The organism is Shewanella sp. Choline-02u-19, assembly GCF_002836205.1.
Classification (GTDB): domain Bacteria; phylum Pseudomonadota; class Gammaproteobacteria; order Enterobacterales; family Shewanellaceae; genus Shewanella.
Window position 1 is genome coordinate 3,381,683 of sequence record NZ_PJBE01000013.1, and the last position, 26,882, is coordinate 3,408,564.

Below are 26,882 nucleotides of genomic sequence, written 5' to 3' on the forward strand. Positions count from 1 at the left end.
TTTCAAGGACTGTTTAATGGAAAACAAGCACACTGACGTCAGCTCTAGCGAGCCAAGCCCTGAAACAACCATTGCGGCGCAGCCTGTTATCGACGCGAAGTCAGAGCCACAAACCAGTACCGCACAGCATGCTGTCAATGACACGCCGATTGAATCTAATCAATCAGCTCCTTGGGGGATTATTATTACCCTCTTTATTTTGCTGATGGTCTCTTTTGCAGCGGCGGCAGGCGGGTATTATCTTTATCAACAGCTCGAAGCCCAAAAAGCACAGTCGCTGGCTTTAGAGCAAAAAATACAAGCAGAACTTGTTCAGCCAAATCAACGGATCGCTTTTTTAGAACAGCAACAAGTCCAGTTCAAATCTAATGTAGATTTAGCCCTTTCAGCCGCTCAAAGCGAGCAAGAGCAGTTGCAAGAACGCGTATCGATTATTGCTCAACGTAACCCCAATCACTGGCGAGCAGAAGAAGCTAAATACCTCGTCAGACTCGCGGGGCAGAAGTTATGGCTTGAGCAAGATCCAAGTACAGCAACGAGCTTACTGAAGGCTGCGGATGAACGCATTAAGTCAATGCGCGATCCCTCTTTAATGCCATTAAGAAAGGCATTAGCAAATGATATAGCAGCAACCGCATCAATAAAAAATACCGATATAGCAGGCACTGTATTAACCCTAGATACGCTTATTGAAGGGCTAGAAACCTTACCGCTAAATCGCGCTGAGACTCATTTTTCAGCAGAAGAACTAAAAGACACCGAGGTCAGTGGCTCACTGGATGACTGGCAATCAAATCTCGCCAGATCTTGGCAAGCACTCATCGATGACTTTGTCATTATTAGAAAGCGAACCACAGATGCCGCACCACTGTTAGAGCCTGATCAACAGTGGTATCTAGTTGAAAATACACGTAACAAGTTACTACAAGCTCAACTCGCGCTTTACAGACAAGATCAAGTCAATTACCGCAACTCGGTTAAATTAGCTAGAAAGTGGGTTTACCAATATTTTGACCTAGAAGATCAACATGTCATTGATGCGTTAGCCACACTCGACGCACTGAAAACCTTAAAAATTCAAACTGCGTCAATTGAGCGCTTTGACTCATCTAACTTACTAAATCAATTGGTGACATACGGTGACTTGATGACTGAGGAGACACAATAATGGTTCGTGCTCTCGTCTATCTTGGCATTATTTTACTTGGATTATGTGTAAGCCCTTTCCTCGCTGGCAATAAAGGATACCTTTATATTGCCCTTGGAGACTACCAAGCTGAAACCAGTATTGTATTTGCTTTTATCGCACTCATTGTATTTTACAGTCTGCTACAAGTGGTTGAATTTGTAGTTGTGTGGGTGCTTAACCTTATTATTGGTAGTCGCCTTTTACCTGAAAAATGGCGCAAAAAGGCGGCAAGAAAGCATACCCTTATGGGCGCCCTAGCCTTAGCAGAAGAAGATTGGCCAGCCGCAGAAAAAGCCATGGTTAAAGGCGCGGAAAAAGGTGAGATACCCGCGCTAAATCTACTTGCTGCAGCCCGTGCTGCTCAGCATCAAAATAACATTAGTTCTCGTGATGAATATTTAGCAAAAGCGGAACTGGAACCGTTAGCGGTCAAAGCTGTAAGTACTACTCGTACCCGTTATTTATTACAACAAGGTGAGCTCGATTTAGCCCGAAAGGAGCTAGAAAAATTAAACCCGACCAGTAAGAGTAAAGTCCCTGTTTTAAAACTTGCTGTAGATCTATACCAAGCACAACAAGACTGGCAGGCACTTAAGTTAATCTTACCTATTATCAGTAAAAAGCAGATCCTTACTGAAGAAGCCTTTAATACGCTCTCGCTCGAGACCAATATTGCCTTACTGCAAAGCGCATCGAAAACCAATGAGCAAGAATTGGAAAAATGCTGGCATTGGTTATCTCGGGGCGAAAGAAAACAAGCAGACTATATTGCAGAATACGCCATTGGATTAAACCGTTTCGGTCAAAAAGAGCAAGCGATAAAGTTGCTGCAAAAGCAACTCAAAGCAGCGCCTTCAAAGCCTATCTTCGAAGCGTTTTCACAAGTGCTTTTACCGGCAGATGTTGAAGCTAAAAAACAGCTACTCGCGCTTGAATCTCACTTTGAAGACAATGTTGATTACCAAATCTGTTTAGCTAAGCTCTATCATCAAAATCACGACTACCACAATGCTAAAATATGGTGGCAAAAAGCATGCTACCTGCAAGATGATATAACTAACTTGTATGCTCTCGCCGATGCTCAAGAGCATCAAGGCGAACTTAACAGAGCACTACAAACTCGACGTAACGCTGCAAAAATGTAGCTAACGCTTATATTTATTTTGAATATAAAAGCCACTTTTAAGTGGCTTTTTGACTTTTAAACAATTCCTCTAAAACCCTATTCAAAGCTAGCTAGTTGATAAAGTTAATTTTTAAAAATGGGTATCGAACCCAGTAAACATATCGCTTACCCACCTTGACTTTAGCTTATTTGACAACGCTTCAATGACGTACGAAATTTGTACTGTCAGTACAATAATTTAAAATGACTAAGTACTGACTATCCTCCATTTAGCTCACGGATGAGATAGTAGAGTAAATCATGATGGGTACATATATTTCAAAGCAGGATGCCACCATTGTTGAGCTTTCTGGCGTCATTAGCAGCCAAAACGATCAAGGTGAGATGGTCTCATTAAAAGTGGGTGATACCTTACGCCAAAATACTATGTTTAATGTCGCCGTCGATGCAACATTCAAACTCCAGTACAGCGATGGTACAACAGCCACCCATATAGACTTCAATGACAACAACGAGGTGACGACTTCAGGGTTTGAAGCGACTGACACAATAACTGAAACAATTGACCCTGAAATTGCAGCGTTACAAGCACAGATTTTAAGCGGTGAAGATCCGACTCTAAACCTACCCGATACTGCTGCAGGCGAAGCGAGCCCGACAGCAAATGAAGGTGGAGGGTTCGTATCAGTAAACCGTGCGGGTGACGAAACTATTGCAGGTGCAGGACATAACACTGACGGTTTCGAACAGGTACAAACTACTCGTATAGCTGAATTACCAAACTTCTTAGAGCAGTTTTCTCTGCCTACGATTACAACAAGTTCGGTTCGGTTATTTGAGAAAAATCTTTCTGACGGCTCAGAGCCTCAAATCGCATCACTTTCACAAGCTGAAAGCGTTTCTGTCACGGTGCAAGCTGGAATAAACGCATTAACCATTAACGGTGTCCAAGTATTTGTCGATGGTAATTTTATTGGCCCCGTCACTATCCCCAGTGAACACGGCTCTCTTGTCATTTCTAGCTATGATCCAATTAATTCAATCCTCACCTACAGCTACACACTTAATAGTGCATTAGACCATAGTGAATCAGATATTTTATCAGAACTATTCTTAGTACAATTAACAGATAATCAAGGGGATATAACAACAGCAATCGTCACTGCCAGTATTGTTGATGATGCTCCATCGGGTCTTGACGATGTAAATGCCATCAATGAAGACAATCTTGAAGGCGTTTTAGGTAATGTTTTAGCTAACGATACCTTAGGAGCTGACCTAGCGGAGGTGACACAAGTATCCACCGCGACAGGTTCAATAGATTTAGCCACTGAAAACTTAATTGCAGGAAACTATGGATCATTAACCATTGCTGCTGATGGCAGCTATACCTACACCCTCAATGAGCAATCCACCGATATACAGGCTCTCGCGTTGGGTGATCAAGTATTTGAATCGTTTGACTACCTTCTGGTAGATGCCGACGGTGATCAGGTTTCTCTCACCTTAATCATTACTATTACCGGAGAAAATGACGCACCAGAAGTGACCTCCTCATTGGAAGATGCCATGGGTAACGTGATTGAAGCGGGAGTTTTAGTCGGTGGCAATATTGAGACAACCGGTCAAGCCCAAACAAGCGGAACGTTAACGGCGATGGATGTTGATGATGGCGCCGTGCTTACATGGAGTTTGGATAGCCCTGCTCAGACCCCATACGGACTATTCACTCTCGATGAAGACACCGGGGTCTGGTCTTTTACACTGAGTAATGAACTAGCTGATAGCTTAGCCTTTGGCGATATCGTTACCGAATCTTTTAATATAACAGTAACAGATGAATACGGATTGTCGGCTAGCCAACAGGTCACCGTGACCGTCACCGGCACTTCCACCATTGCCGATGACGTCACCGGCACCGCCAGTGATGTCGATAACGAGCCAACGATATTCCGTTGCATTAATGCCAGCACTTCCACCATTGCCGGTCTAGTCACCGTGGCGAAGTCACCTTCACCGGCACCAACGATATTCCGTTGATCACTTCCACCATTGCCGATGCGACTGGCGAGTCTTGGCGGTCATGGATGGCGGTAATGATCAGAAGCTGGGCAGTCTCACCACGGGCGGCACCTTAACCGCCAGTGATGTGGATAATGGGGCCAGTTGGGCTGGGATTTTGTCCCTCAGGTCAATGACTATGGTACCTTCGGCATTAATGCCAGCACCGGCGTCTGGGGTTACCAGCTAATAACCGCCAGTGATGCCTTGGTTGATGACCCTTCGCCCGGCCGGTGCTAAAACCCTGGTTGATGCCCTCGCCTCCGGTGAAACCCACGACGAGACCTTCTTGGTCACCGTCACCGATGAGTTCGGTGCATTCAGCACTCAAATTGTCACCGTGACCGTCACCGGTACCAACGATATTCCGTTGATCACTTCCACCATTGCCGATGCGACTGGCGAAGTCTTAGAAGCGGGCGTCATGGATGGCGGTAATGATCGGGAGCCAGGCAGTCTCACCACGGGCGGCACCTTAACCGCCAGTGATGTCGATAACGGGGCCAGTTGAGCTGGGATTTTGTCCCTCAGGTCAATGACTATGGTACCTTCGGCATTAATGCCAGCACCGGCGTCTGGAGTTACACCTTAGCTAACAACGCTTTGGTTGATGCCCTCGCCTCCGGTGAAACCCACGACTTCTTGGTCACTGTCACCGATGAGTTCGGTGCATTCAGCACCTCAAATTGTCACCGTGACCGTCACCGGCACCAACGATATTCCGTTGATCACTTCCACCATTGCCGATGCGACTGGCGAAGTCTTAGAAGCGGGCGTCATGGATGGCGGTAATGATCCAGAGAACGGAAGTTCACCACGGGCGGCACCTTAACCGCCAGTGATGTCGATAACGGGGCCAGTTGGAGCTGGGATTTTGTCCCTCAGGTCAATGACTATGGTACCTTCGGCATTAATGCCAGCACTGGCGTCTGGAGTTACACCTTAGCTAACAACGCTTTGGTTGATGCCCTCGCCTCCGGTGAAACCCACGACGAGACCTTCTTAGTCACCGTCACCGATGAGTTTGGTGCATTCAGCACTCAAATTGTCACCGTGACCGTCACCGGCACCAACGATATTCCGTTGATCACTTCCACCATTGCCGATGCGACTGGCGAAGTCTTAGAAGCTGGGGTGTCATGGATGGCGGTAATGATCCAGAAGTGGCAGTCTCACCCACGGGCGGCACCTTAACCGCCAGTGATGTGGATAACGGGGCCAGTTGGGCTGGGATTTTGTCCCTCAGGTCAATGACTATGGTACCTTCGGCATTAATGCCAGCACCGGCGTCTGGAGTTACACTTTAGCTAATAACGCCTTGGTCGATGCCCTCGCCTCCGGTGAAACCCACGACGAGACCTTCTTGGTCACTGTCACCGATGAGTTCGGTGCATTCAGCACTCAAATTGTCACCGTGACCGTCACCGGTACCAACGATATTCCGTTGATCACTTCCACCATTGCCGATGCGACTGGCGAAGTCTTAGAAGCGGGCGTCATGGATGGCGGTAATGATCCGGGAGCCAGGCAGTCTCACCACGGGCGGCACCTTAACCGCCAGTGATGTCGATAACGGGGCCAGTTGGAGCTGGGATTTTGTGCCTCAAGTCAATGACTATGGTACCTTCGGCATTAATGCCAGCACTGGCGTCTGGAGTTACACCTTAGCTAACAACGCTTTGGTTGACAACGTCACCGATGAGTTTGGTGCATTTACCAAATTGTCACCGTGACCGTGAAACCCATTTTGTCCTGAAACCGGCGACGACCTTCTTAGTCACCGTCACCGATGAGTTTGGTGCATTCAGCACTCAAATTGTCACCGTGACCGTCACCGGCACCAACGATATTCCGTTGATCACTTCCACCATTGCCGATGCGACTGGCGAAGTCTTAGAAGCGGGCGTCATGGATGGCGGTAATGATCCGGAGTAATGCCAGCACTGGGCAGTCTCACCACGGGCGGCACCTTAACCGCCAGTGATGTGGATAACGGGGCCAGTTGGGCTGGGGATTTTGTCCCTCAGGTCAATGATGGATAACGGGGCCAGTCGGCTATGGTACCGCAAGTCAATGTCTATGGCATTAATGCCAGCACCGGCGTCTGGAGTTACACTTTAGCTAATAATGCCTTGGTCGATGCCTCGCCTCCGGTGAAACCCACGACGAGACCTTCTTAGTCACTGTCACCGATGAGTTCGGTGCATTCAGCACTCAAATTGTCACCGTGACCGTCACCGGTACCAACGATATTCCGTTGATCACTTCCACCATTGCCGATGCGACTGGCGAAGTCTTAGAAGCGGGCGTCATGGATGGCGGTAATGATCCGGAGTAAGCAGTCTCACCACGGGCGGCACCTTAACCGCCAGTGATGTCGATAACGGGGCCAGTTGGGCTGGGATTTTGTGCCTCAAGTCAATGACTATGGTACCTTCGGCATTAATGCCAGCACCGGCGTGGAGTTACACCTTAGCTAACAACGCTTTGGTTGATGCCCTCGCCTCCGGTGAAACCCCGACGAGACCTTCTTAGTCACCGTCACCGATGAGTTTGGTGCATTCAGCACTCAAATTGTCACCGTGACCGTCACCGGCACCAACGATATTCCGTTGATCACTTCCACCATTGCCGATGCGACTGGCGAAGTATTAGAAGCCGGCGTCATGGATGGCGGTAATGATCCAGAGCCAGGCAGCCTCACCACGGGCGGCACGTTAACCGCCAGTGATGTCGATAACGGGGCCAGTTGGAGCTGGGGCTTTGTCCCTCAGGTCAATGACTATGGTACCTTCGGCATTAATGCCAGTACCGGCGTCTGGAGTTACACCTTAGCTAACAACGCTTTGGTCGATGCCCTCTCCTCGGGTGAAACCCACGACGAGACCTTCTTAGTCACCGTCACCGATGAGTTTGGTGCATTCAGCACTCAAATTGTCACCGTGACTGTCACCGGCACCAACGATATTCCGGTACTCACTATAGATACCTCTGGTGAAGTCACCGAAGATCTAAACGTCGTCAATCAACTAATCAGTGATACAGGAATATTAAGTTTCACTGACGTTGATACTGGCGATACTGCGAGTGTGACTTCTCTTTACAATAATGATATTCAATGGAGTGGCGGTGTTCTCAGTGACGTATTAACCCAAGACCAGATCAATCAGTTGATTGCAGGTTTCAGCAGCGACCAAGATAGTTGGGACTTTAGTATTTCAAATGAATTGATTCAGTTTTTAGGGATTACTGAATCCATTACACTCAGTTTTAATGTAACGGCTACCGATTTAAATGGTGCATATGACACTGAAATAGTCACCATTACGATCAATGGCGTAAATGATGCTATTGAAGGAGAGTTTGCTAAAGAGATCTGGGTTCCCGCCGCTGTCAGTGAGATTACCGACCCTTATCTAAGCGGTTATCCACTACTTGTGACTAAACCTACTGATATAGATATAAACGATACAATAACAATTACTAACTTAGCGTTAGTGCTACTTACACCAAACTTAGACCCGAGCGTTGAGTTAGGTAGTATTTACTATATGATCGATGGTCAAAACACCCTCACTTTAATTGATTTTGATAACCCGCCAGGGCTTAGTGCAGCTGAATTAGAAACATTAATCTACGTTCCTGGAGATAACGGAGAAGTAGATTATCAAATTGACTTGTCACTCACTTTTACAGTGAACTCAGGTAGTGACTCTATTGATGGTGAATTCATCATCCACTCCGTACCTACAAACAGCTTGGCAGATCAAACAGTACAAATTGGTAATGGTTCAAGTCCACTTACCTCTGGTAATGATCAAGATGCTGACTTAGTTATTAGTGAGCTATTTGCCAACGCGATGAACTCAGATCCAGCAAGTGGTTCATTGCAGCTATTTACTGATTTTCAACAGGCGCCATTTGCTTTCCCAGTACCAGTCTCAGAGCAGGGTGGTAATGCAGGTAACGCTAGAGAAAATGAGGTATCGGTTAGATTAACAATTGGTAGCGCAGTCTTTGAAGTGATCCCAGAGAATGATGCTGATGGGGTTATTACTTGGAGCTTCGATGCTGATTCAGGCCTAATGAAAGCCGAAATTGATTACAGCGCAATCTTTTTACTTGATGGCAATGGTGACCCAACAACAACATCGTTAGCTGATTATCTTATGGCTAACCCATTATCGGCCAATGATATATGGAGAATAACTTATCTCGATGACAATGGTGGTAACTTCCAAGCCCGATTTGTTGAAGCTGTCTTTACCCATGATCAAATAGCTGATGATTCCATCACGGTCGTGGGAACTGACAATATCAATAATCTGCTATTTGGTAGTACCAATTCTGACTCGCTTACAGGGGCCAATTTAGACGACCGTATTTTCGGCCGCGAAGGCATTGATATCTTAAAAGGTCTTGCTGGTAATGACGAACTCATTGGGGGCTCTGGCAATGACGATATTGAAGGTGGTGAAGGCAATGATATTCTCATCGGCGGCACAGGCAGTGACACCTTAGTAGGAGGGATAGGTAGAGATTATCTCTCTGGGGGCCAAGGTAGTGATAGTTTGGACGGTGGTGCACTCAATGGCGTTGATGATGGTGAGCGAGATTTCTTCGTTTGGGAACTCGATAGTGCTGATGGTAGCATTGATAACGTTTACAACTTCAACAACGAAATCGATGTACTCGACCTAAGCGGATTATTAGTTGGAGAGGAAAGCGGAAACTTAGAAGATTTCTTCTCCTTTGATTTTACCGGTGGCAATACCACCATCATTATTGATGCCGACGGAATAGCAGGTGGAGACGGAGTGACTATCATCTTAGATGGTATCAATCTATCGAGTATTTATGGCAGTTCCGACGAATCTGTAATTATTGCAGGACTCATCGCTGATGAGGCTCTAATTGTCGATCCGAACGATACTTTCATCCCTCCATATGAACAAATCGACCAAGGAAATATCATTCCTTAATATTCAGTCAAAAGTTTTAATTAGTCAGTTCGGTTCATCCGTTATCTAACAAGGCCACTATATCTAGTGGCCTTTTTCTGTTCTTGCACTACTAACCCTTTCGAATAATACTCAATCACAATCAATTTACACAACATAAAGCGTCAAAAAATTGACCAATAACGATTGCTTCTATAACATTCGTTAATCAGGGGTAGTTTTTTTGAAACATTTAAGCTGTAAAAAAGTGTAGTTAATACTGTTTACAGTTGGGAGCAAGACAATGAAGTCGATTATAACAACACAGGCTGGTCATATTCAAAACCTTACAGGCACAGTAACTGCCACCGTAAATGGTACAGAAAAACAAGTGGCGGTAGGTGAATTGATCCCTGAAGGTACTCTCTTATCTGTGCCTGAAGATAGCTTTGTTGAAATTCAGTTTGACGATGGCAGCCTTATATCATCAAATACTGAAACGACTAATTCCCTATCAGCTAGCCCTGCTGAAGAAAATGTTTCAAGTGATACTGCTTTAGATGAGATTGCAGAAATTCAAGCCCTTATCGCATCTGGCGAAGACCCAACTGAGGGGCCTGATACAGCAGCAGGTAATAGCAATGGAGGTAATGGAGGAAGTTCAGGTTTCCTCTCAGTCTCAAGAAGTGCAAACGAAACCATTGCAGCGTCAGGTTTTACCACTGCTGGCGCTGACCAGGCTCAGTTTACAGAAACAAGAGATATCGATCTTAGTGTTGATAATATCCCCTCTATATTAGTCAATGATAGTAATTCAATTACTGAAGATGGTATCGCTACCGGAAACGTCCTCGATAATGATGCAGATGGTGATGACGCTCTTACCGTCGTGAGTTTTGAAGTTAACGGTCAAAGCCTTACTGCTGGTACCACGGTAGAACTCGATGGCGGATCTTTAGTTATCAATGAAGATGGCTCTTACACCTTCACTCCAAATGATAACTGGAATGGCAGCGTTCCTGTCATTACATACACCACCAATACAGGCTCAACAGCAACACTGACCCTTGAAGTCACGCCTGTTGATGACGCTAGTCTATTAGCCAACGACAGCCAAACTATCGACGAAGACAACGTTGCTACTGGCAATGTATTAGATAACGATGTTGATGTAGACAGCGATTTAACCGTGGTTAGCTTTGAAGTCGATGGCCAAACGGTTACCGCTGGCAGTACGATAGAACTCGATGGTGGCTCATTAGTGATCAATGCTGATGGCTCTTACACCTTCACCCCAAATGATAACTGGAATGGCAGCGTTCCTGTCATTACATACACGACCAATACAGGCTCAACAGCAACACTGACCCTTGAAGTCACGCCTGTTGATGACGCTAGTCTATTAGCCAACGACAGCCAAACTATCGACGAAGATGGCATTGCCACTGGCAATGTATTAGATAACGATGGTGATGTAGACAGCAATTTAACCGTGGTTAGCTTTGAAGTCGATGGCCAAACGGTTACCGCTGGCAGTACGGTAGAACTCGATGGTGGCTCATTAGTGATCAATGCTGATGGCTCTTACACCTTCACCCCAAATGATAACTGGAATGGCAATGTCCCTGTCATTACTTACACGACCAACACGGGCTCAACAGCGACACTCACGATTGAAGTGACGCCAGTTGATGACGTCAGTGTATTAGCCAACGACAGTCAAACTATCGACGAAGATGGCATTGCCACTGGCAACGTATTAGATAACGATGGTGATGTCGACAGCGATTTAACCGTGGTTAGCTTTGAAGTCGATGGCCAAACGGTTACCGCTGGCAGTACGGTAGAACTCGATAGTGGCTCTCGTTATCAATGAAGATGGCTCTACACCTTCACCCCAAATGAAAACTGGAATGGCAGCGTTCCTGTCATTACATACACGACCAATACAGGCTCAACAGCAACACTGACCCTTGAAGTCACGCCTGTTGATGACGCTAGTCTATTAGCCAACGACAGCCAAACTATCGACGAAGACAGCGTTGCCACTGGCAATGTGTTAGATAACGATGCTGATGTAGACAGCGATCTAACCGTGGTTAGCTTTGAAGTCGATGGCCAAACGGTTACCGCTGGCAGTACGGTAGCACTTGAAGGCGGCTCTCGTTATCAATGCAGATGGCTCTTACACCTTCACTCCAAATGATAACTGGAATGGCAATGTCCCTGTCATTACATACACAACGAATACGGGCTCAACAGCAACACTCACGATTGAAGTCACGCCAGTAGATGACGCCAGTGTATTAGCAAACGACAGCCAAACTATCGACGAAGACAGCGTTGCCACTGGCAATGTGTTAGATAACGATGCTGATGTAGACAGCGATTCAACCGTGGTTAGCTTTGAAGTCGATGGCCAAACGGTTACCGCTGGCAGTACGGTAGAACTCGATAGTGGCTCTCGTTATCAATGAAGATGGCTCTACACCTTCACCCCAAATGAAAACTGGAATGGCAGCGTTCCTGTCATTACATACACACAATACAGGCTACACGACCCAATACAGGCTCGACAGCAAACTATCGACGAAGATGGCGTTGCCACTGGCCGTATTAGATAACGAATGTCACGCCTGTTGATGACGCTAGTCTATTAGCCAGTACGGTAGCACTTGAAGGCGGCTCTCGTTATCAACGATGGCTCTTACACCTTCAGCCAAACTGGAATATCCCTGACGAACGAATGGCGATTTGCCACTGGCAACGTATTAGATAACGATGGTGTTGAATAACGACAGCGATTTAACCGTGGTTAGCTTTGAAGTCGATGGCCAAACGGTTACCGCTGGCAGTACGGTAGCACTTGAAGGCGGCTCTCTCGTTATCAATGAAGATGGATCAAATGATAACATGGCAGCGTTCCCTTCATCCAAATGATAACTGGAATTGGACTCCAACAAACCGTCATTGCTGGCGACGACGGCTACACCGTACTTGAAGATGGCGTGGCTGAACTTAGCAACGATGTGGCACCGGATGGATCGCTATCCAATCGATCAATGGCGCCCGGTCTGGCACAAAACATTGCGGTTGCTAACGGCACCGTGGTGATCGCCGATGGCAGCATTTGACTTTGAGCCGACAGACAACTATTACGGCCCGGTGACTTTTGATTACATCGCGACTGACGCAGATGGTGACATCGACACCGGTACGGTCAACATCACCGTCACCAATAACGACGAGAGCGTCACTGCTGGCGACGACGGCTACACCGTTTGAAGATGATGGTGTGGCACTGAACTTACTCGGTAACGATGTGGCACCGGATGGCGGCCTCGCGATCAATCGATCAATGGCGTGACCCTCACCGGTCTGGCACAAAACATTGCGGTTGCTAACGGCACCGTGGTGATCGCCGATAACGGCAGCATGACCTTTGAGCCGACAGACAACTATTACGGCCCGGTGACTTTGATTACATCGCGACTGACGCAGATGGTGACATCGACACCGGTACGGTCAACATCACCGTCACCAATAACGACGAAGGCGTCACTGCTGGCGACGACGGCTACACCGTACTTGAAGATGGCGGTGTGGCACTGAACTTACTCGGTAACGATGTGGCACCGGATGGCGGCCTCGCTATCAATCGATCAATGGCGTGACCCTCACCGGTCAAGCACAAAACATTGCGGTTGCTAACGGCACCGTGGTGATCGCCGATAACGGCAGCATGACCTTTGAGCCGACAGACAACTATTACGGCCCGGTGACTTTTGATTACATCGCGACTGACGCAGATGGTGACATCGACACCGGTACGGTCAACATCACAAATCACCAATAACGACGAAGGCGTCACTGCTGGCGACGACGGCTACACCGTACGAAGATGGCAGTGTGGCACTGAACTTACTCGGTAACGATGTGGCACCGGATGGCGGCCTCGCGATCAAATCGATCAATGGCGTGACCCTCACCGGTCTGGCACAAAAACATTGCGGTTGCTAACGGCACCGTGGTGATCGCCGATAACGGCAGCATGACCTTTGAGCCGACAGACAACTATTACGGCCCGGTGACTTTGATTACATCGCGATGACGCAGATGGTGACATCGACACCGGTACGGTCAACATCACCGTCACCAATAACGACGAAGGCGTCACTGCTGGCGACGACGGCTACACCGTACTTGAAGATGGCAGTGTGGCACTGAACTTACTCGGTAACGATGTGGCACCGGATGGCGGCCTCGCGATCCAATCGATCAATGGCACAAACTGAATTGCGGTAACGTGTGCTGCGGATGGCGGCACAATCGTCAATGGTGATCGCCGGTCAAACGGGCTAACGGCGTGCACCCTCGCTATCAATATTACCGTTGCTAACGGCGATAACGGCAGCATGACCTTTGAGCCCAGACTCACGGCCCCTTTTGATTACATCGCGACTGACGCAGATGGTGACATCGACACCGGCAGTCAACATCACCGTCACCAATAACGACGAAGGCGTCACTCTGCTGGTGACGACGGCTTACTGAAGATGGCTACTGAACGGGATGGCGGCCTCGCTATCAACCGATCAATGGCGTGACCCTCACCGGTCTGGCACAAAAGTATTACCGTCACTAACGGCGTGGTGAATATTGCCGCCGATGGCAGCATGACCTTTGAGCCGACAGACAACTATTACGGCCCTGTCACCTTTGATTACATCGCGACTGACGCAGATGGTGACATCGACACCGGTACGGTCAACATCACCGTCACCAATAACGACGAAGGCGTCACTGCTGGTGACGACGGCTACACCGTACTTGAAGATGGCAGTGTGGCACTGAACTTACTCGGTAACGATGTGGCACCGGATGGCGGCCTCGCTATCAATCGATCAATGGCGTGACCCTCACCGGTCTGGCACAAAACATTGCGGTTGCTAACGGCACCGTGGTGATCGCCGATAACGGCAGCATGACCTTTGAGCCGACAGACAACTATTACGGCCATTGCGGTGACCTTTTGATTACATCGCGACTGACGCAGATGGTGACATCGACACCGGTACGGTCAACATCACCGTCACCAATAACGACGAAGGCGTCACTGCTGGCGACGACGGCTACACCGTACTTGAAGATGGCAGTGTGGCACTGAACTTACTCGGTAACGATGTGGCACCGGATGGCGGCCTCGCTATCAATCGATCAATGGCGTGACCCTCACCGGTCACAGAGTATTACCGTCACTAACGGCGTGGTGAATATTGCCGCCGATGGCAGCATGACCTTTGAGCCGACAGACAACTATTACGGCCCGGTGACTTTTGATTACATCGCGACTGACGCAGATGGTGACATCGACACCGGTACGGTCAACATCACCGTCACCAATAACGACGAAGGCGTCACTGCTTACACCGTACTTGAAGATGGCGGTGTGGCACTGAACTGACCGGTAACGATGTGGCACCGGATGGCGGCCTCGCTATCCAATCGATCAATGGCGTGACCCTCACCGGTCTGGCACAAAACATTGCGGTTGCTAACGGCACCGTGGTGATCGCCGATAACGGCAGCATGACCTTGAGCCGACAGACAACTATTACGGCCCGGTGACTTTTGATTACATCGCGACTGACGCAGATGGTGACATCGACACCGGTACGGTCAACATCCACCGTCACCAATAACGACGAAGGCGTCACTGCTGGTGACGACGGCTACACCGTACTTGAAGATGGCAGTGTGGCACTGAACTTACTCACCGGTAACGATGTAACGGCACCGGATGGGCGGCCTCACAACTATTATCACCAATCGATCAATGGTGGCGGTGACCCTCACCGGTCAAGCAGAAACATTGCGGGTTGCTAACGGTGACCGTCACCGGTGATTGCGTTGCTAACGGCACCGTGGTGATCGCCGATAACGGCAGCATGACCTTTGAGCCGACAGACAACTATTACGGCCCTGTCACCTTTGATTACATCGCGACTGACGCAGATGGTGACATCGACACCGGTACGGTCAACATCACCGTCACCAATAACGACGAAGGCGTCACTGCTGGCGACGACGGCTACACCGTACTTGAAGATGGCAGTGTGGCACTGGACTTACTCGGTAACGAAGATGGCAAGTGTGGCACCGGTGTAACTTACTAACGGCGGTAACGATGTGGCACCGGATGGCCCTGGCCTCGCTATCCAACATCACCGACCAATGGCGTGACGACCTACACCACCGGCACCGGATGGCGGGCTATCCAATCGAAAACACCGGTTGGCACAAAACATTGCGGTTGCTAACGGCACCGTGGTGATCGCCGATAACGGCAGCATGACCTTTGAGCCGACAGACAACTATTACGGCCCTGTCACCTTTGATTACATCGCGACTGACGCAGATGGTGACATCGACACCGGTACGGTCAACATCACCGTCACCAATAACGACGAAGGCGTCACTGCTGGTGACGACGGCTACACCGTACTTGAAGATGGCAGTGTGGCACTGAACTTACTCGGTAACGATGTGGCACCGGATGGCGGCCTCGCTATCAATCGATCAATGGCGTGACCCTCACCGGTCAAGCACAGAGTATTACCGTCACTAACGGCGTGGTGAATATTGCCGCCGATGGCAGCATGACCTTTGAGCCGACAGACAACTATTACGGCCCTGTCACTTTTGATTACATCGCGACTGACGCAGATGGTGACATCGACACCGGTACGGTCAACATCACCGTCACCAATAACGACGAAGGCGTCACTGCGATGTGGCACCGATGGCGGGCTATCCACCGATCAATGGCGTGACTCACCGGTCTGGAAGATAACGGCGGTGGTGGCGATAACGGCAGCTGAACTTTTGATTACTCGCGTAACGATGGTGGCACCGGATGGCGGCCACTGCTATCGACGGCTACACCGTACTTGAAGATGGCAGTGGCACTGAACTACTTCGGAAGATGGCGGTGTGACCTGAAACACTCGGTAACGATGTGGCACCGGATGGCGGCCTCGCTATCCAATCGATCAATGGCGTGACCCTCACCGGTCAAGCACAGAGTAACGGCTAACGGCGTGGTGAATATTGCCGCCGACGGCAGCATGACCTTTGAGCCGACAGACAACTATTACGGCCCTGTCACTTTTGATTACATCGCGACTGACGCAGATGGTGACATCGACACCGGTACGGTCAACATCACCGTCACCAATAACGACGAAGGCGTCACTGCTGGCGACGACGGCTACACCGTACTTGAAGATGGCAGTGTGGCACTGAACTTACTCGGTAACGATGTGGCACCGGATGGCGGCCTCGCTATCAATCGATCAATGGCGTGACCCTCACCGGTCAAGCCGATAACGGCACATGATTACGGTCACTAACGGCGTGGTGAACCGGTGGCGGTTCACCGCCGATGGCAGCATGACCTTTGAGCCGACAGACAACTATTACGGCCCTGTCACCTTTGATTACATCGCGACTGACGCACCTTTTGACGCAGATGGTGACATCGACACCGGTACGGTCAACATCACCGTCACCAATAACGACGAAGGCGTCACTGCTGGCGACGACGGCTACACCGTACTTGAAGATGGCAGTGTGGCACTGAACTTACTCGGTAACGATGTGGCACCGGATGGCGGCCTCGCTATCAATCGATCAATGGCGTGACCCTCACCGGTCAAGCACAAAATTGCGGTTGCTAACGGCACCGTGGTGATCGCCGATAATGGCAGCATGACCTTTGAGCCGACAGACAACTATTACGGCCCTGTCACCTTTGATTACATCGCGACTGACGCACATCGATGGTGACATCGACACCGAAGTACGGTCAACATCACCGTCACCAATAACGACGAAGGCGTCACTGCATGACCTTTGAGCCGACGACGACGGCTACACCGTGACGCAGATGGTGAAGATGGCAGTGTGGCACTGCTGAACTTACTCGGTAACGATGTGGCACCGGATGGCGGCCTCGCTATCCAATCGATCAATGGCGTGACCCTCACCGGTCAAGCACAAAACATTGCGGTTGCTAACGGCACCGTGGTGATCGCCGATAACGGCAGCATGACCTTTGAGCCGACAGACAACTATTACGGCCCTGTCACCTTTGATTACATCGCGACTGACGCAGATGGTGACATCGACACCGGTACGGTCAACATCACCGTCACCAATAACGACGAAGGCGTCACTGCTGGCGACGACGGCTACACCGTACTTGAAGATGGCAGTGTGGCACTGAACTTACTCGGTAACGATGTGGCACCGGATGGCGGCCTCGCTATCAATCGATCAATGGCGTGACCCTCACCGGTCAAGCACAGAGTATTACCGTCACTAACGGCGTGGTGAATATTGCCGCCGATGGCAGCATGACCTTTGAGCCGACAGACAACTATTACGGCCCGGTGACTTTTGATTACATCGCGACTGACGCAGATGGTGACATCGACACCGGTACGGTCAACATCACCGTCACCAATAACGACGAAGGCGTCACTGCTGGCGACGACGGCTACACCGTACTTGAAGATGGCAGTGTGGCACTGAACTTACTCGGTAACGATGTGGCACCGGATGGCGGCCTCGCTATCAATCGATCAATGGCGTGACCCTCACCGGTCAAGCACAGAGTATTACCGTCACTAACGGCGTGGTGAATATTGCCGCCGATGGCAGCATGACCTTTGAGCCGACAGACAACTATTACGGCCCTGTCACCTTTGATTACATCGCGACTGACGCAGATGGTGACATCGACACCGGTACGGTCAACATCACCGTCACCAATAACGACGAAGGCGTCACTGCTGGTGACGACGGCTACACCGTACTTGAAGATGGCAGTGTGGCACTGAACTTACTCGGTAACGATGTGGCACCGGATGGCGGCCTCGCTATCAATCGATCAATGGCGTGACCCTCACCGGTCTGGCACAAAACATTGCGGTTGCTAACGGCACCGTGGTGATCGCCGATAACGGCAGCATGACCTTTGAGCCGACAGACAACTATTACGGCCCTGTCACCTTTGATTACATCGCGACTGACGCAGATGGTGACATCGACACCGGTACGGTCAACATCACCGTAATGCCAAATGTTTCTGGAGGGAATTCCACCTCCCTCACAGTTGATGACTCAGATACGATTGGTAGTGCTACAGATTCAGATTCGAATGGCTTGAACTTTACAGCTGGTGTTGCCGCTGTGAGCTTGTTTGCTTTTGGTAGTTTGGCTAATATCGGTGTGACAGGACTTGATGGAAACTTAACTTGGACGGTTGATAGCTCTGGTAATTTAATCGGTAGTCTAGATGGTTCACCCATCTTACAACTTAGCTTATCAGGCACTACGATTGCAGCAGGGGATACTGGTTCAGTGACGGTATCAGTCACTTTATTAGACAATTTACCTCATGGTGTCGCCGTTGATTCACTCGTCGTTAACGGTATAGAAGTCATAGCTACTGACGGTAATGGTGCCGTCGCATCTGGAACTGTCGAAGTAAATGTTATCGATGCTGAACTGACTCTAACACCATCAGATATTACCGGCACTAACGCCGCGGGAATATACACAGGCCTATTAACAACTGATGGGGCAGATCAAGATTATAGCGCCGATCTGAGTGCTAATATTGCTGGCTGGAATGGCTCTACAATTACATTTGCAGATTCAGGCATGACATCGAATGGCTTAACGATCTTCTACTTTGTTGACCCTAGCGATCCAAGCATTCTTATTGCTTATTCCGATATAAGTGGCAACCCCTCTACATATGATGCCAGTAATGCGAATCAATCTGTAATCTTCACGTTATCAATGGATCCAAATAACGACAACTATCAACTAAATCTTACTCAATCTATTGATCAGCTTGAAAGCGTAACCATAGTCAATATGGCTGGCGGTGTGGGTGGCAATACACCTGCCGTATATGTTTCCTATAACGGCACTAGCTACGATATCAATAATGATATTAATGATGTAGCTCAAGGCAATGAGATGGCATTTACCCTGACATCAAGCTCAGGGGGAGTATCTTCTTCAGTAAATGGCAACACTAATGGCTTTGGTGTACAAAATGCTGCCGTTGATCAAGGAGAGAACCTTGTTATTGATTATGCCAATGATGTGGCATCCGCATCCGTCCAGTTCGACGGGGCTAACCTTATACATTATAAAGCTTACGATGCTGATGGAAATCTGCTCGGAGAGGGTGACATTGCCAGTGGTGGACTCATTAGCAACTTAGGTTCAATTAGTTATATTGAACTTTCAACAAGTCCTGCTGATGGCAATGACAACTTCCAGTTTACCGGTACTTCGGCTGAAAACATCGTTAGCTCAACTGAAGATGTAAACTTAGAAATTGACGTGACGGTTACTGATAGTGATGGAGATAGCAGCACCGGGATTATCGATATTGCCCTAGACGCACCTGTTACGCCTGTAAGCGCACCTGTAGCATTAACCCAAAATGCGCTTTCTCTATTGAGCGAAGTAGATTTAAATAATGATGGGAGTGAGTCAGATACACAATCTTTACGCTTCCAGTCAGGCAGTGAATCTATTACAGCATTCCAATTTGGAGATACAGATGCAATTCAAGTCTCTGGTGTTAATGCTAATATTTCCTGGTCGTTAAATGAATCAGGACAGCTTATAGGTACATTCCAAGGTAAAGAGTCTATTCGTTTAACACTAAACTGGGCAAGAATTGAAAGCGGCGAGCAGGGAAGTGTCACAGTAACTGCCGAGTTGCTAGAAAACTTCCCTCACAATGTGAACACTGAAAACCTAGTTATCAGTGGTATAAGTATTCTGGGTGTTGATGCTTTAGGAGCCACTGCGCAATCAAGCCTGACAGTATCAGTCGTTGATTACTCAGATCCTGTTGATGACTTTGCCACCATTGCAGAAGGCTCAATTGCTACGGGTAATGTACTAACCAATGATATTGATCCTGATAGTAATTTCACTGTAACTAGCTTTACTGTTTCAGGCCAAAGCTATACCACCAATGCAACATTCATTATCATTAATGAAGGTCGCTTTGCTTTAGAGTCGGATGGTAGCTACATATTTGTCCCTAATACTAATTGGAATGGTCAAGTCCCTGATATCACCTATACCACTAATACTGGTGCAACAGCGGTACTTACAATTACCGTCACCGAAGGAGATTCAGCGCCAGAGTTTAGGTCAGGTACTGATATTGAGGGAGATTCGGCAAATGTCGATAACTATGACTTTGGATTTAAGCCTGAAGGAAGTAGTAGCGGCACTCTAGTCGGTTCAGTGATTGCCGACGATCCAGATACTAATGATAACCTAAGTTACAGCTTTTCTAACGGCACATTGACTGATGGCGTATTCACAATCGATGCCGACACTGGTGAAATATCCCTCAATAAAGACATTGATGATGCGGATCTAGGTGTCTTTACCCTAAATGTTGTTGCCACCGATTTAACAGGGCTTACAGATACAGCAACGGTCAATATAGAATTAACAAATGTTAACGAGCCTCCAGTTGCGACGGATGACTACTTTGGCATTGGCTTAAGCGCTACGTACTACAGCTACAATGATGGTACTGATGGTGGCAACCTATCGTCTGTGGGTCAGGTTCGCAGCTTTATCAACAGTAATGATGCAGATGCATCTTTCTTTGCCACAAGCCTTAATTATGCAAAAGGCGGGGGTAATCTAGGTACAGGGACTAGCTTACAAGATTTTCTCGGTAGTGACGCCGCGAGCCTGAGTAACGATCCAGGCAACAGTTCTGACGCCATACTGCACATGCAAGGTGCAGTACAACTTGATGTTGGAACATATGGTCTAAAAGTCACTGCAGACGACGGCTACTCTATTGTAATTGATGGAGTGGTGGTTGCTGAGGTATCTAAGAACCAGGCATCAAGTACCCGTTATCCAGGTGACAGTGGCCATATTTATTTCGATATCGATACCGCTGGCGCACATTCCATTGAAATCATCTATTGGGATCAAGGGGGAGCTTACGAACTAAATATTGAACTTGGTCAGTTTGATAATACTAACCAGCAAATTGGTAGTTACACTCCACTAGGAGATCAGATTGTAGCTAACGGTATAATAGTACTCGAAGATACACCGTACACCTTTAATGCAGCAGACATACTTGCCAATGATAGCGATGTTGATGGCGATCTAATTACGATTCAAAGCGTGGACAATGCCGAGCATGGCAGCGTATCACTGGATGTAAATGGCAATATTTTGTTTACCCCAGATGTAGGCTATACGGGTTCTGCTAGTTATGAATACACCATTACCGATCCAAGTGGCTTAACTGATACCGCAACCGTTTACTTTGATATTTTGCCTACACGAGATTATGGCTTTGTATCTGGGACTGACGGTGACAATGACATCCAAGGCGGTGACGACCACGACATAATAGTCAGTGACACAACGGGCTTACAAATTGTTCCAGGTGAAAACTACAACATCGCCTTTATTCTTGATTCCTCTGGTAGCATGGGAACAACAGCTGTAAATGCAGCCAAAGAGCAATTGATTGAAGTATTTAAAACACTTCTTGCATCTGCATCAGGGCTAAATTCTGGGGTAGTTAACGTCGCTGTAATTGATTTTTCAGGGTCTGCTGTATTAAGTCTTTCTGTAGATATTAAAGATCTAGATATCAGCGCACTAGAATCTGGCACCGATGCAGCTTGGAACGCGATTACCAATGGTGGCAGTACAGACTATGTTGATGCATTTAATGCTGCAAGAGATTGGTTTAGCAGCAACGATGTGACAAGTAATGCTGGAAACAATATTACTTACTTCATTACTGACGGCAAACATAACGCAGGCGGTAATCCTCAAGCTGCATTTAACTTATTAAATGGGCTATCTATCGTCGAGGCTGTTGGTATTAAAAATGACTTAAATGCAGCTGATTTAATTCAATACGACAGTGATGGACAAGTTAGGGCTAAAATTAGTGTCGATAATTTAGCTAGCGTTATACTTGGGTCTGAAACTAACCTATTACAAGGAGATGACCAAACAACCGGAGGCTTAGGTAATGACATTATTTTTGGTGATTTAACCCAATTTACTGGCATTGATGGTCAAGGCTTTACAGCTCTGCAAAAACTGGTTGCTCAAGAAACTAACGTCGAAGCTAACGAAGTCTCAGTACAGGATATTCATGCCTTTATTTCTGTTAATACAGCCATGTTTGATGTGTCTCAAACCCATGACGGCATTGATACTCTCAATGGTAATGAAGGTAACGACATTCTCTTCGGCCAGGGCGGTAATGACACTTTAATTGGTGGTCTAGGTAACGACACCTTAATTGGTGGCCTCGGAGACGACACAATGATTGGTGGCTTGGGCAATGACACCATGACCGGCGGCGATGGAGAAGATACCTTTGTTTGGAGTGCTAACTCCGTCGACGGTACAGAGACTACCGACCACATTACCGACTTTAGCCTGTTGGAAGATAAGCTTGACCTAAGTGATATTCTTCAAGGAGATACGGTCAATGAACTTTCGCAGTACATCAGCTTTACTGATGAAAACGGGAGTACCTCAATCAATATCGATACCAACAACGATGGAGTTTTCGATCAACATATCGTGCTCGACGGTGTTGACCTATTTACCGAGTTCGGCTCGAGTGAGGCCCAAATAATTACAGGGCTGTTAGGCAGCAATGGTGAGGGCCCATTAATTGTAGGTACCTCTACTGGTGACTCTGCAGCCCCAGCAGCTGTCAATATGCCTGACTCGCTAAATGAAGAACTCTGGGCACAAGGTTTCACGATCATACCTTAAGCACTTAGTGGGATGATGGCCTGTGGATAAATAGGCCATCATGACCGATACTAACAAACAATACATAATAAAATCTTAAGGATAAGTCCCCAAGGTGACAGTTTCAGCTTCTAAGAAAACTGAGCAATGGACCATTTCAGCATCTCAGCGCGTTATTGTTGATCCATTGCTAGACAGTTTAGTTTTACTTACTGAATACTTCGGTAGCCCTTGCTCCAGCGACTCTCTGGCGGCAGGCCTGCCTATGCAAGGGCATGTCCTAACACCAGAGCTACTGCCTCAAGCAGCCAGCCGAGCAGGTTTAGCAGCTAAGCTATCCCGTAAGGGACTCAATGAAATAACGCCAATTTTACTGCCGTGTATTTTGCTGCTGAAAGATAAAAAAGCCTGCCTACTTCGAGAGCTAGATGTTGAGCACGATAAAGCGATTATCCAGTTACCTGAAACCGGCGGTGAAGAAACACTGTCAATTGAAGAGCTCGAAGCGCTTTATGTGGGCTACTTGTTTCTTGTTAAACAGGAGTATCGTGGCGATATGGGCTTTGATGTCCACCTTCACGAGAACAAATCTCACTGGCTATTACAGACACTTAAAGACTCTGCCCCAATTTATCGTGACGCCTTAATCGCATCAGTATTAGTCAACTTATTCGCACTGGTGTCGCCACTATTTATTATGAATGTATACGACAAAGTCGTGCCTAACTTAGCATTTAATTCTTTATGGGTATTAGCGATAGGTGCGGGCATAGCTTATATCTTTGACTTGGTAATGCGTCAGTTACGCAGTTACTTAATCGATGTCGCGGGTAAGAAAGTCGATATTATCGTCTCCTCGCAACTGTTCGCAAAGGCCGTCGGGATTCCATTAGAAAAACGTTCGCCAAGTGTGGGCGGTATGGCCAAGCAACTCGGAGAATTTGACAGTATTCGAGATATTCTCACCTCTGCCACCATTACCACATTAGTCGATCTGCCCTTTGCGCTATTCTTTTTGACCATTATCTACCTAGTCGCAGGTGATCTTGCGCTTATTCCATTGGTCGGTAGTTTTATAATTATTGCTTACACCTTGATTATGCAGCCAAAACTAAAAGCGGCAATAGAAGAAAGTAATAAATTCTCAGGCTTAAAACATGGTCATCTTATCGAGTCACTTTCATCACTAGAGTCTATCAAATCAAGTGGTGCCGAAGGCTTAGTTCAAAAAAGTTGGCAACAGATGATCGGGCATACCGCTAGCTGGCAGTTAAAATCTAAAAAGATTTCAACTTCAGTCACGAATGTCGCGACATTCGTGGTGCAGACTTCTGTTATTTTCGTCGTAATATTAGGTGTCTATCGTGTAGCAGACAATCTAATCTCTATGGGTGGCATCATTGCAGCCGTGATCTTATCCAGTCGCGCAATATCCCCTATGGCGCAGTTAGCAGGATTAATGACACGAGGCAACCAAACTGCCAGTGCACTGCGTCAACTTAATGAAATCATGGCTCAAGAGAGTGAGTTTGAAAACAAAGGTCATCTCGTTAGCAGACAGCGATTACAAGGCCAAATTAGTGCGGACCACTTAGCATTTAGCTATCCAAATTCAGAACGGCCAATACTTCATCCATTATCAATAAAAATTGAACCTGGCGAACGGATTGCAATAATAGGCCGTAATGGTTCAGGTAAAAGTACTCTCGCTAAAGTGCTGGTTGGACTTTTTCAGCCTAGCAAGGGCAGTCTCACATACGACGGCCTAGATTCAGCTCAAATACACCCAAGTGATCTACGACGTAACTTCGGTTATTTACCGCAAGATATTACTTTGTTTCACGGCACCATTCGCGACAACATCCTCTTTGGAACACGACAAGTTACCGAACATCAGCTGATTAGGGCCGTACAGTTATCGGGGGTTAACTTGTTTACTAATCTAGAATCCGAAGGGCTCGATCAACAAGTGGGTGAAGGAGGCAGAGAGCTTTCTCGTGGTCAACGACAGACCATTGCATTAGCACGAGCAACGCTGAACGATCCCCCGGTATTATTAATGGATGAACCAACGGCCAGTTTAGACGCTAGAGCTGAAAAACAGTTTATTCAAGCTATGCACAATGTCAGTAAAGACCGAACGCTATTGCTTATTACCCACAAAATGCACTTATTGAATTTGGTTGACCGCATTATCGTATTAGACCGCGGCCACATTGTTGCCGACGGTGCTAAAGCTGATGTACTTAAAAAGCTAAATGAAGGCTTGCTTGCAGGAGCGGTAAATAAATGAGTAAGCATTTAACTTCACAAGACTTAGACATGGTTGACGATGTTTATGGCGCCATGATGGCCGATGCACCGACCAGCCATCGATTAACCATATGGGCGCTTGCATCGCTCGCCGTCACATTTTTGATTTGGGCCTACTTTGCTGAGTTGGATCAAGTCACGACAGGAATGGGAAAAGTCATTCCCTCTTCTCAAATCCAGATAATACAGAGCTTAGATGGCGGCATATTGCAAGATATGTACGTGCAAGAAGGCTTTATGGTGACCAAGGGACAAGCACTTGCACGCATTGATGCAACACGCTTTAAATCTGACTTTGCCCAGCAAGAGCAAGAGGTTAATAGTTTACTATCCAATGTCATCCGTTTAAAAACCGAGTTGAACAGTATCACTATTTCTAATATCGGCACTGACTGGAGAGAGCAAGTAAAAATACAACCTCATGTGCTAATTTTTCCTGAGTTATTAGAAGATAATGAGCCGGAGCTCACTAAGAGACAACGAGAAGAGTACCAAGGTCGGATTGATAACCTGAGTAACCAGCTCGAGATCCAAGCAAGACAGATCCAACAACGAAATCAAGAGATCCAAGAGTTAGCCTCTAAAATCAGAACACTCACAACAAGCTTCCAATTAGTCTCTAGAGAACTAGAGCTGACGAGGCCACTAGCAGATAAAGGGATTGTTCCCGAAGTTGAACTGCTCAAGCTGCAGCGAGTCGTAAACGACATTCAAGGAGAGCTGTCTTCATTACGGTTATTACGCCCAAAAGTGAAGTCAACCATGGATGAGGCCATTTTGAAGCGCAGAGAAACTGTGCTTATTTTTGCTGCGGATACTCGGGCTCAGTTAAATGAGATGCAAACCAAGCTGTCGCGTATGAATGAAGCACAAGTTGGCGCACAAGACAAAGTCAGTAAAGCTGAAATCACCTCCCCTGTTAACGGCACCATTAAAACGATTCACATTAATACGCTCGGCGGTGTTGTACAGCCTGGCGTTGATATTATTGAAATTGTTCCTTCAGAAGACAAGCTGCTTATTGAAACCAAGATTATCCCCAAAGACATCGCATTCTTACATCCGGGCCTTCCGGCAGTAGTCAAAATCACCGCTTATGACTTCACTCGATATGGTGGGTTAAATGGGGTTGTAGAGCATATTAGTGCTGATACTACACAAGATGAAGAGGGCAATAGTTTCTATATTGTAAAAGTTAGAACGGAGTTTTCTAGCTTAACAAAGGACGATGGCACGGAAATGCCTATCATACCAGGGATGTTAACCTCGGTTGATGTGATTACTGGGCAGAGATCTGTTTTAGAGTACATACTTAATCCAATATTACGGGCTAAAGATACGGCGCTCAGAGAGCGTTGAAGCCTTATAAAAAACGACCTGGAGG

General features: G+C 47.5%; 36 protein-coding genes and 2 pseudogenes. 37 read left to right on the forward strand and 1 reads right to left on the reverse strand.

Going from position 1 to position 26,882, the window contains the following annotated elements; genetic code table 11:
• Positions 1-16: 16 nt before the first annotated feature.
• The 21 genes and pseudogenes from CXF83_RS21435 (at position 17) to CXF83_RS23085 (ending at position 13,611) form a co-directional block, all read left to right on the forward strand.
• The gene (locus CXF83_RS21435) at positions 17-1,168 is read left to right on the forward strand and encodes a uroporphyrinogen-III C-methyltransferase (protein WP_101089762.1); all 1,152 of its coding nucleotides are present in this window, start codon (positions 17-19) and stop codon (positions 1,166-1,168) included.
• On the forward strand, positions 1,168-2,334 hold the full coding sequence (locus CXF83_RS21440) for a heme biosynthesis HemY N-terminal domain-containing protein (RefSeq protein WP_101089761.1): 1,167 nt from the start codon (positions 1,168-1,170) through the stop codon (positions 2,332-2,334). The genes CXF83_RS21435 and CXF83_RS21440 overlap by 1 nt, the downstream gene beginning before the upstream one ends.
• Before the next feature lie 281 nt (positions 2,335-2,615).
• On the forward strand, positions 2,616-4,355 hold the full coding sequence (locus tag CXF83_RS21445; RefSeq protein WP_101098041.1) for a retention module-containing protein: 1,740 nt from the start codon (positions 2,616-2,618) through the stop codon (positions 4,353-4,355).
• A gap of 34 nt (positions 4,356-4,389) precedes the next feature.
• Positions 4,390-4,566, forward strand: a complete 177-nt coding sequence (locus tag CXF83_RS22605) for a hypothetical protein (protein ID WP_157823094.1) — start codon at positions 4,390-4,392, stop codon at positions 4,564-4,566.
• Positions 4,567-4,665: 99 nt separating this feature from the next.
• On the forward strand, positions 4,666-4,887 hold the full coding sequence (locus tag CXF83_RS21450) for a VCBS domain-containing protein (protein ID WP_232775171.1): 222 nt from the start codon (positions 4,666-4,668) through the stop codon (positions 4,885-4,887).
• Positions 4,884-4,985 (forward strand): annotated as a pseudogene (locus tag CXF83_RS22885) (VCBS domain-containing protein); the annotation flags it as partial. The gene CXF83_RS21450 and the pseudogene CXF83_RS22885, both read left to right, overlap by 4 nt.
• A gap of 1 nt (position 4,986) precedes the next feature.
• The gene (locus CXF83_RS22890; protein WP_232775216.1) at positions 4,987-5,208 is read left to right on the forward strand and encodes a hypothetical protein; all 222 of its coding nucleotides are present in this window, start codon (positions 4,987-4,989) and stop codon (positions 5,206-5,208) included.
• Between the two features lie 26 nt (positions 5,209-5,234).
• Positions 5,235-5,570: pseudogene (locus CXF83_RS22900) on the forward strand (VCBS domain-containing protein); the annotation flags it as partial.
• A gap of 28 nt (positions 5,571-5,598) precedes the next feature.
• A complete protein-coding gene (locus CXF83_RS21465; protein ID WP_101098045.1) occupies positions 5,599-5,940 on the forward strand; it encodes a VCBS domain-containing protein in 342 nt (113 codons plus the stop codon).
• Complete coding sequence (locus CXF83_RS21470) at positions 5,888-6,109, forward strand: VCBS domain-containing protein (RefSeq protein WP_157823096.1); 222 nt, start codon at positions 5,888-5,890, stop codon at positions 6,107-6,109. The genes CXF83_RS21465 and CXF83_RS21470 overlap by 53 nt, the downstream gene beginning before the upstream one ends.
• Positions 6,075-6,311, forward strand: coding sequence for a VCBS domain-containing protein (locus CXF83_RS21475; RefSeq protein ID WP_198553565.1), 237 nt, complete (start codon positions 6,075-6,077; stop codon positions 6,309-6,311). Before CXF83_RS21470 ends, CXF83_RS21475 begins: the two co-directional genes overlap by 35 nt.
• Before the next feature lie 731 nt (positions 6,312-7,042).
• Complete coding sequence (locus CXF83_RS23070; protein WP_443019115.1) at positions 7,043-9,358, forward strand: VCBS domain-containing protein; 2,316 nt, start codon at positions 7,043-7,045, stop codon at positions 9,356-9,358.
• Positions 9,359-9,620: 262 nt separating this feature from the next.
• On the forward strand, positions 9,621-11,192 hold the full coding sequence (locus tag CXF83_RS21485) for a retention module-containing protein (RefSeq protein ID WP_101098048.1): 1,572 nt from the start codon (positions 9,621-9,623) through the stop codon (positions 11,190-11,192).
• Between the two features lie 90 nt (positions 11,193-11,282).
• The gene (locus tag CXF83_RS23075; RefSeq protein WP_443019116.1) at positions 11,283-11,522 is read left to right on the forward strand and encodes an Ig-like domain-containing protein; all 240 of its coding nucleotides are present in this window, start codon (positions 11,283-11,285) and stop codon (positions 11,520-11,522) included.
• Positions 11,467-11,793 (forward strand): Ig-like domain-containing protein, encoded by a 327-nt coding sequence (locus tag CXF83_RS21490; RefSeq protein WP_101098049.1) that lies wholly within the window; start codon positions 11,467-11,469, stop codon positions 11,791-11,793. The genes CXF83_RS23075 and CXF83_RS21490 overlap by 56 nt, the downstream gene beginning before the upstream one ends.
• A gap of 304 nt (positions 11,794-12,097) precedes the next feature.
• Positions 12,098-12,256: a hypothetical protein gene (locus CXF83_RS22620; protein ID WP_157823097.1), complete on the forward strand. Its 159-nt coding sequence runs from the start codon at positions 12,098-12,100 to the stop codon at positions 12,254-12,256.
• Positions 12,253-12,450: a hypothetical protein gene (locus CXF83_RS21495; RefSeq protein ID WP_101098050.1), complete on the forward strand. Its 198-nt coding sequence runs from the start codon at positions 12,253-12,255 to the stop codon at positions 12,448-12,450. Before CXF83_RS22620 ends, CXF83_RS21495 begins: the two co-directional genes overlap by 4 nt.
• Positions 12,437-12,601 carry an Ig-like domain-containing protein gene (locus CXF83_RS22625; protein WP_157823098.1) on the forward strand — a complete coding sequence of 55 codons (165 nt, stop codon included), beginning with the start codon at positions 12,437-12,439 and terminating at the stop codon, positions 12,599-12,601. The genes CXF83_RS21495 and CXF83_RS22625 overlap by 14 nt, the downstream gene beginning before the upstream one ends.
• 245 nt (positions 12,602-12,846) lie before the next feature.
• Positions 12,847-12,990, forward strand: a complete 144-nt coding sequence (locus CXF83_RS23080) for a hypothetical protein (RefSeq protein ID WP_443019117.1) — start codon at positions 12,847-12,849, stop codon at positions 12,988-12,990.
• The gene (locus CXF83_RS21505; RefSeq protein WP_101098052.1) at positions 12,987-13,172 is read left to right on the forward strand and encodes an Ig-like domain-containing protein; all 186 of its coding nucleotides are present in this window, start codon (positions 12,987-12,989) and stop codon (positions 13,170-13,172) included. The genes CXF83_RS23080 and CXF83_RS21505 overlap by 4 nt, the downstream gene beginning before the upstream one ends.
• 289 nt (positions 13,173-13,461) lie before the next feature.
• The gene (locus CXF83_RS23085) at positions 13,462-13,611 is read left to right on the forward strand and encodes a hypothetical protein (RefSeq protein WP_443019118.1); all 150 of its coding nucleotides are present in this window, start codon (positions 13,462-13,464) and stop codon (positions 13,609-13,611) included.
• Between the two features lie 63 nt (positions 13,612-13,674).
• Here the strand turns inward: CXF83_RS23085 and CXF83_RS22640 are convergent, their stop codons facing one another.
• Positions 13,675-13,815, reverse strand: a complete 141-nt coding sequence (locus tag CXF83_RS22640; RefSeq protein ID WP_157823099.1) for a hypothetical protein — start codon at positions 13,813-13,815, stop codon at positions 13,675-13,677.
• A gap of 132 nt (positions 13,816-13,947) precedes the next feature.
• On the opposite strand from CXF83_RS22640, the gene CXF83_RS21510 reads away from it, so the two are divergent.
• From CXF83_RS21510 to CXF83_RS21580, 16 genes are all read left to right on the forward strand, one after another.
• Entirely contained in the window at positions 13,948-14,232 is a 285-nt protein-coding gene (locus CXF83_RS21510; RefSeq protein WP_269801724.1) for an Ig-like domain-containing protein, read from the forward strand.
• Positions 14,233-14,401: 169 nt separating this feature from the next.
• Entirely contained in the window at positions 14,402-14,545 is a 144-nt protein-coding gene (locus CXF83_RS23090; RefSeq protein ID WP_443019119.1) for a hypothetical protein, read from the forward strand.
• Complete coding sequence (locus CXF83_RS21520) at positions 14,511-14,780, forward strand: Ig-like domain-containing protein (RefSeq protein ID WP_101098055.1); 270 nt, start codon at positions 14,511-14,513, stop codon at positions 14,778-14,780. The genes CXF83_RS23090 and CXF83_RS21520 overlap by 35 nt, the downstream gene beginning before the upstream one ends.
• A gap of 160 nt (positions 14,781-14,940) precedes the next feature.
• Positions 14,941-15,018, forward strand: a complete 78-nt coding sequence (locus CXF83_RS23095; protein WP_443019120.1) for a hypothetical protein — start codon at positions 14,941-14,943, stop codon at positions 15,016-15,018.
• Positions 15,019-15,204: 186 nt separating this feature from the next.
• Positions 15,205-15,492 carry an Ig-like domain-containing protein gene (locus CXF83_RS21530; RefSeq protein ID WP_101098057.1) on the forward strand — a complete coding sequence of 96 codons (288 nt, stop codon included), beginning with the start codon at positions 15,205-15,207 and terminating at the stop codon, positions 15,490-15,492.
• A gap of 118 nt (positions 15,493-15,610) precedes the next feature.
• Positions 15,611-15,907 carry an Ig-like domain-containing protein gene (locus CXF83_RS21535; protein ID WP_101098058.1) on the forward strand — a complete coding sequence of 99 codons (297 nt, stop codon included), beginning with the start codon at positions 15,611-15,613 and terminating at the stop codon, positions 15,905-15,907.
• A complete protein-coding gene (locus CXF83_RS21540; protein ID WP_101098059.1) occupies positions 15,904-16,149 on the forward strand; it encodes an Ig-like domain-containing protein in 246 nt (81 codons plus the stop codon). The genes CXF83_RS21535 and CXF83_RS21540 overlap by 4 nt, the downstream gene beginning before the upstream one ends.
• A gap of 267 nt (positions 16,150-16,416) precedes the next feature.
• Positions 16,417-16,683 (forward strand): Ig-like domain-containing protein, encoded by a 267-nt coding sequence (locus tag CXF83_RS21545; protein WP_101098060.1) that lies wholly within the window; start codon positions 16,417-16,419, stop codon positions 16,681-16,683.
• Positions 16,684-16,711: 28 nt separating this feature from the next.
• Positions 16,712-17,020: an Ig-like domain-containing protein gene (locus tag CXF83_RS23100; protein WP_101098061.1), complete on the forward strand. Its 309-nt coding sequence runs from the start codon at positions 16,712-16,714 to the stop codon at positions 17,018-17,020.
• Positions 17,021-17,041: 21 nt separating this feature from the next.
• Positions 17,042-17,164 carry a cadherin-like domain-containing protein gene (locus CXF83_RS23105; RefSeq protein WP_443019121.1) on the forward strand — a complete coding sequence of 41 codons (123 nt, stop codon included), beginning with the start codon at positions 17,042-17,044 and terminating at the stop codon, positions 17,162-17,164.
• Positions 17,165-17,230: 66 nt separating this feature from the next.
• Positions 17,231-17,665: an Ig-like domain-containing protein gene (locus CXF83_RS21555; RefSeq protein WP_101098062.1), complete on the forward strand. Its 435-nt coding sequence runs from the start codon at positions 17,231-17,233 to the stop codon at positions 17,663-17,665.
• Positions 17,662-17,973, forward strand: coding sequence for an Ig-like domain-containing protein (locus CXF83_RS21560; protein ID WP_101098063.1), 312 nt, complete (start codon positions 17,662-17,664; stop codon positions 17,971-17,973). The genes CXF83_RS21555 and CXF83_RS21560 overlap by 4 nt, the downstream gene beginning before the upstream one ends.
• Positions 17,970-18,281 (forward strand): Ig-like domain-containing protein, encoded by a 312-nt coding sequence (locus CXF83_RS21565; RefSeq protein ID WP_101098063.1) that lies wholly within the window; start codon positions 17,970-17,972, stop codon positions 18,279-18,281. The genes CXF83_RS21560 and CXF83_RS21565 overlap by 4 nt, the downstream gene beginning before the upstream one ends.
• Positions 18,278-23,206, forward strand: coding sequence for a beta strand repeat-containing protein (locus tag CXF83_RS21570; RefSeq protein ID WP_101098064.1), 4,929 nt, complete (start codon positions 18,278-18,280; stop codon positions 23,204-23,206). Before CXF83_RS21565 ends, CXF83_RS21570 begins: the two co-directional genes overlap by 4 nt.
• 94 nt (positions 23,207-23,300) lie before the next feature.
• Positions 23,301-25,478 (forward strand): type I secretion system permease/ATPase, encoded by a 2,178-nt coding sequence (locus CXF83_RS21575; protein WP_101089390.1) that lies wholly within the window; start codon positions 23,301-23,303, stop codon positions 25,476-25,478.
• Positions 25,475-26,857: an HlyD family type I secretion periplasmic adaptor subunit gene (locus CXF83_RS21580; protein WP_101089391.1), complete on the forward strand. Its 1,383-nt coding sequence runs from the start codon at positions 25,475-25,477 to the stop codon at positions 26,855-26,857. The genes CXF83_RS21575 and CXF83_RS21580 overlap by 4 nt, the downstream gene beginning before the upstream one ends.
• The last annotated feature ends 25 nt before the right edge of the window (positions 26,858-26,882 follow it).

Excerpts from the sequence above, each read along its gene's own strand:
- CXF83_RS22890 (WP_232775216.1), top strand. The coding sequence starts at position 4,987 with ATGCCCTCGCCTCCGGTGAAACCCACGACTTCTTGGTCACTGTCACCG.
- CXF83_RS21580 (WP_101089391.1), top strand. The coding sequence starts at position 25,475 with ATGAGTAAGCATTTAACTTCACAAGACTTAGACATGGTTGACGATGTT.
- CXF83_RS21435 (WP_101089762.1), top strand. The coding sequence starts at position 17 with ATGGAAAACAAGCACACTGACGTCAGCTCTAGCGAGCCAAGCCCTGAA.
- CXF83_RS22620 (WP_157823097.1), top strand. The coding sequence starts at position 12,098 with ATGGTGTTGAATAACGACAGCGATTTAACCGTGGTTAGCTTTGAAGTC.
- CXF83_RS21520 (WP_101098055.1), top strand. The coding sequence starts at position 14,511 with ATGGCGGCCTCGCTATCAATCGATCAATGGCGTGACCCTCACCGGTCA.
- CXF83_RS21475 (WP_198553565.1), top strand. The coding sequence starts at position 6,075 with ATGAGTTTGGTGCATTTACCAAATTGTCACCGTGACCGTGAAACCCAT.
- CXF83_RS22625 (WP_157823098.1), top strand. The coding sequence starts at position 12,437 with ATGGCAGCATTTGACTTTGAGCCGACAGACAACTATTACGGCCCGGTG.
- CXF83_RS23070 (WP_443019115.1), top strand. The coding sequence starts at position 7,043 with ATGGATGGCGGTAATGATCCAGAGCCAGGCAGCCTCACCACGGGCGGC.
- CXF83_RS21445 (WP_101098041.1), top strand. The coding sequence starts at position 2,616 with ATGATGGGTACATATATTTCAAAGCAGGATGCCACCATTGTTGAGCTT.
- CXF83_RS21470 (WP_157823096.1), top strand. The coding sequence starts at position 5,888 with ATGATCCGGGAGCCAGGCAGTCTCACCACGGGCGGCACCTTAACCGCC.
- CXF83_RS22640 (WP_157823099.1), bottom strand. The coding sequence starts at position 13,815 with ATGTTGACTGCCGGTGTCGATGTCACCATCTGCGTCAGTCGCGATGTA.
- CXF83_RS23100 (WP_101098061.1), top strand. The coding sequence starts at position 16,712 with ATGATTACGGTCACTAACGGCGTGGTGAACCGGTGGCGGTTCACCGCC.
- CXF83_RS21440 (WP_101089761.1), top strand. The coding sequence starts at position 1,168 with ATGGTTCGTGCTCTCGTCTATCTTGGCATTATTTTACTTGGATTATGT.
- CXF83_RS21485 (WP_101098048.1), top strand. The coding sequence starts at position 9,621 with ATGAAGTCGATTATAACAACACAGGCTGGTCATATTCAAAACCTTACA.
- CXF83_RS21495 (WP_101098050.1), top strand. The coding sequence starts at position 12,253 with ATGATAACTGGAATTGGACTCCAACAAACCGTCATTGCTGGCGACGAC.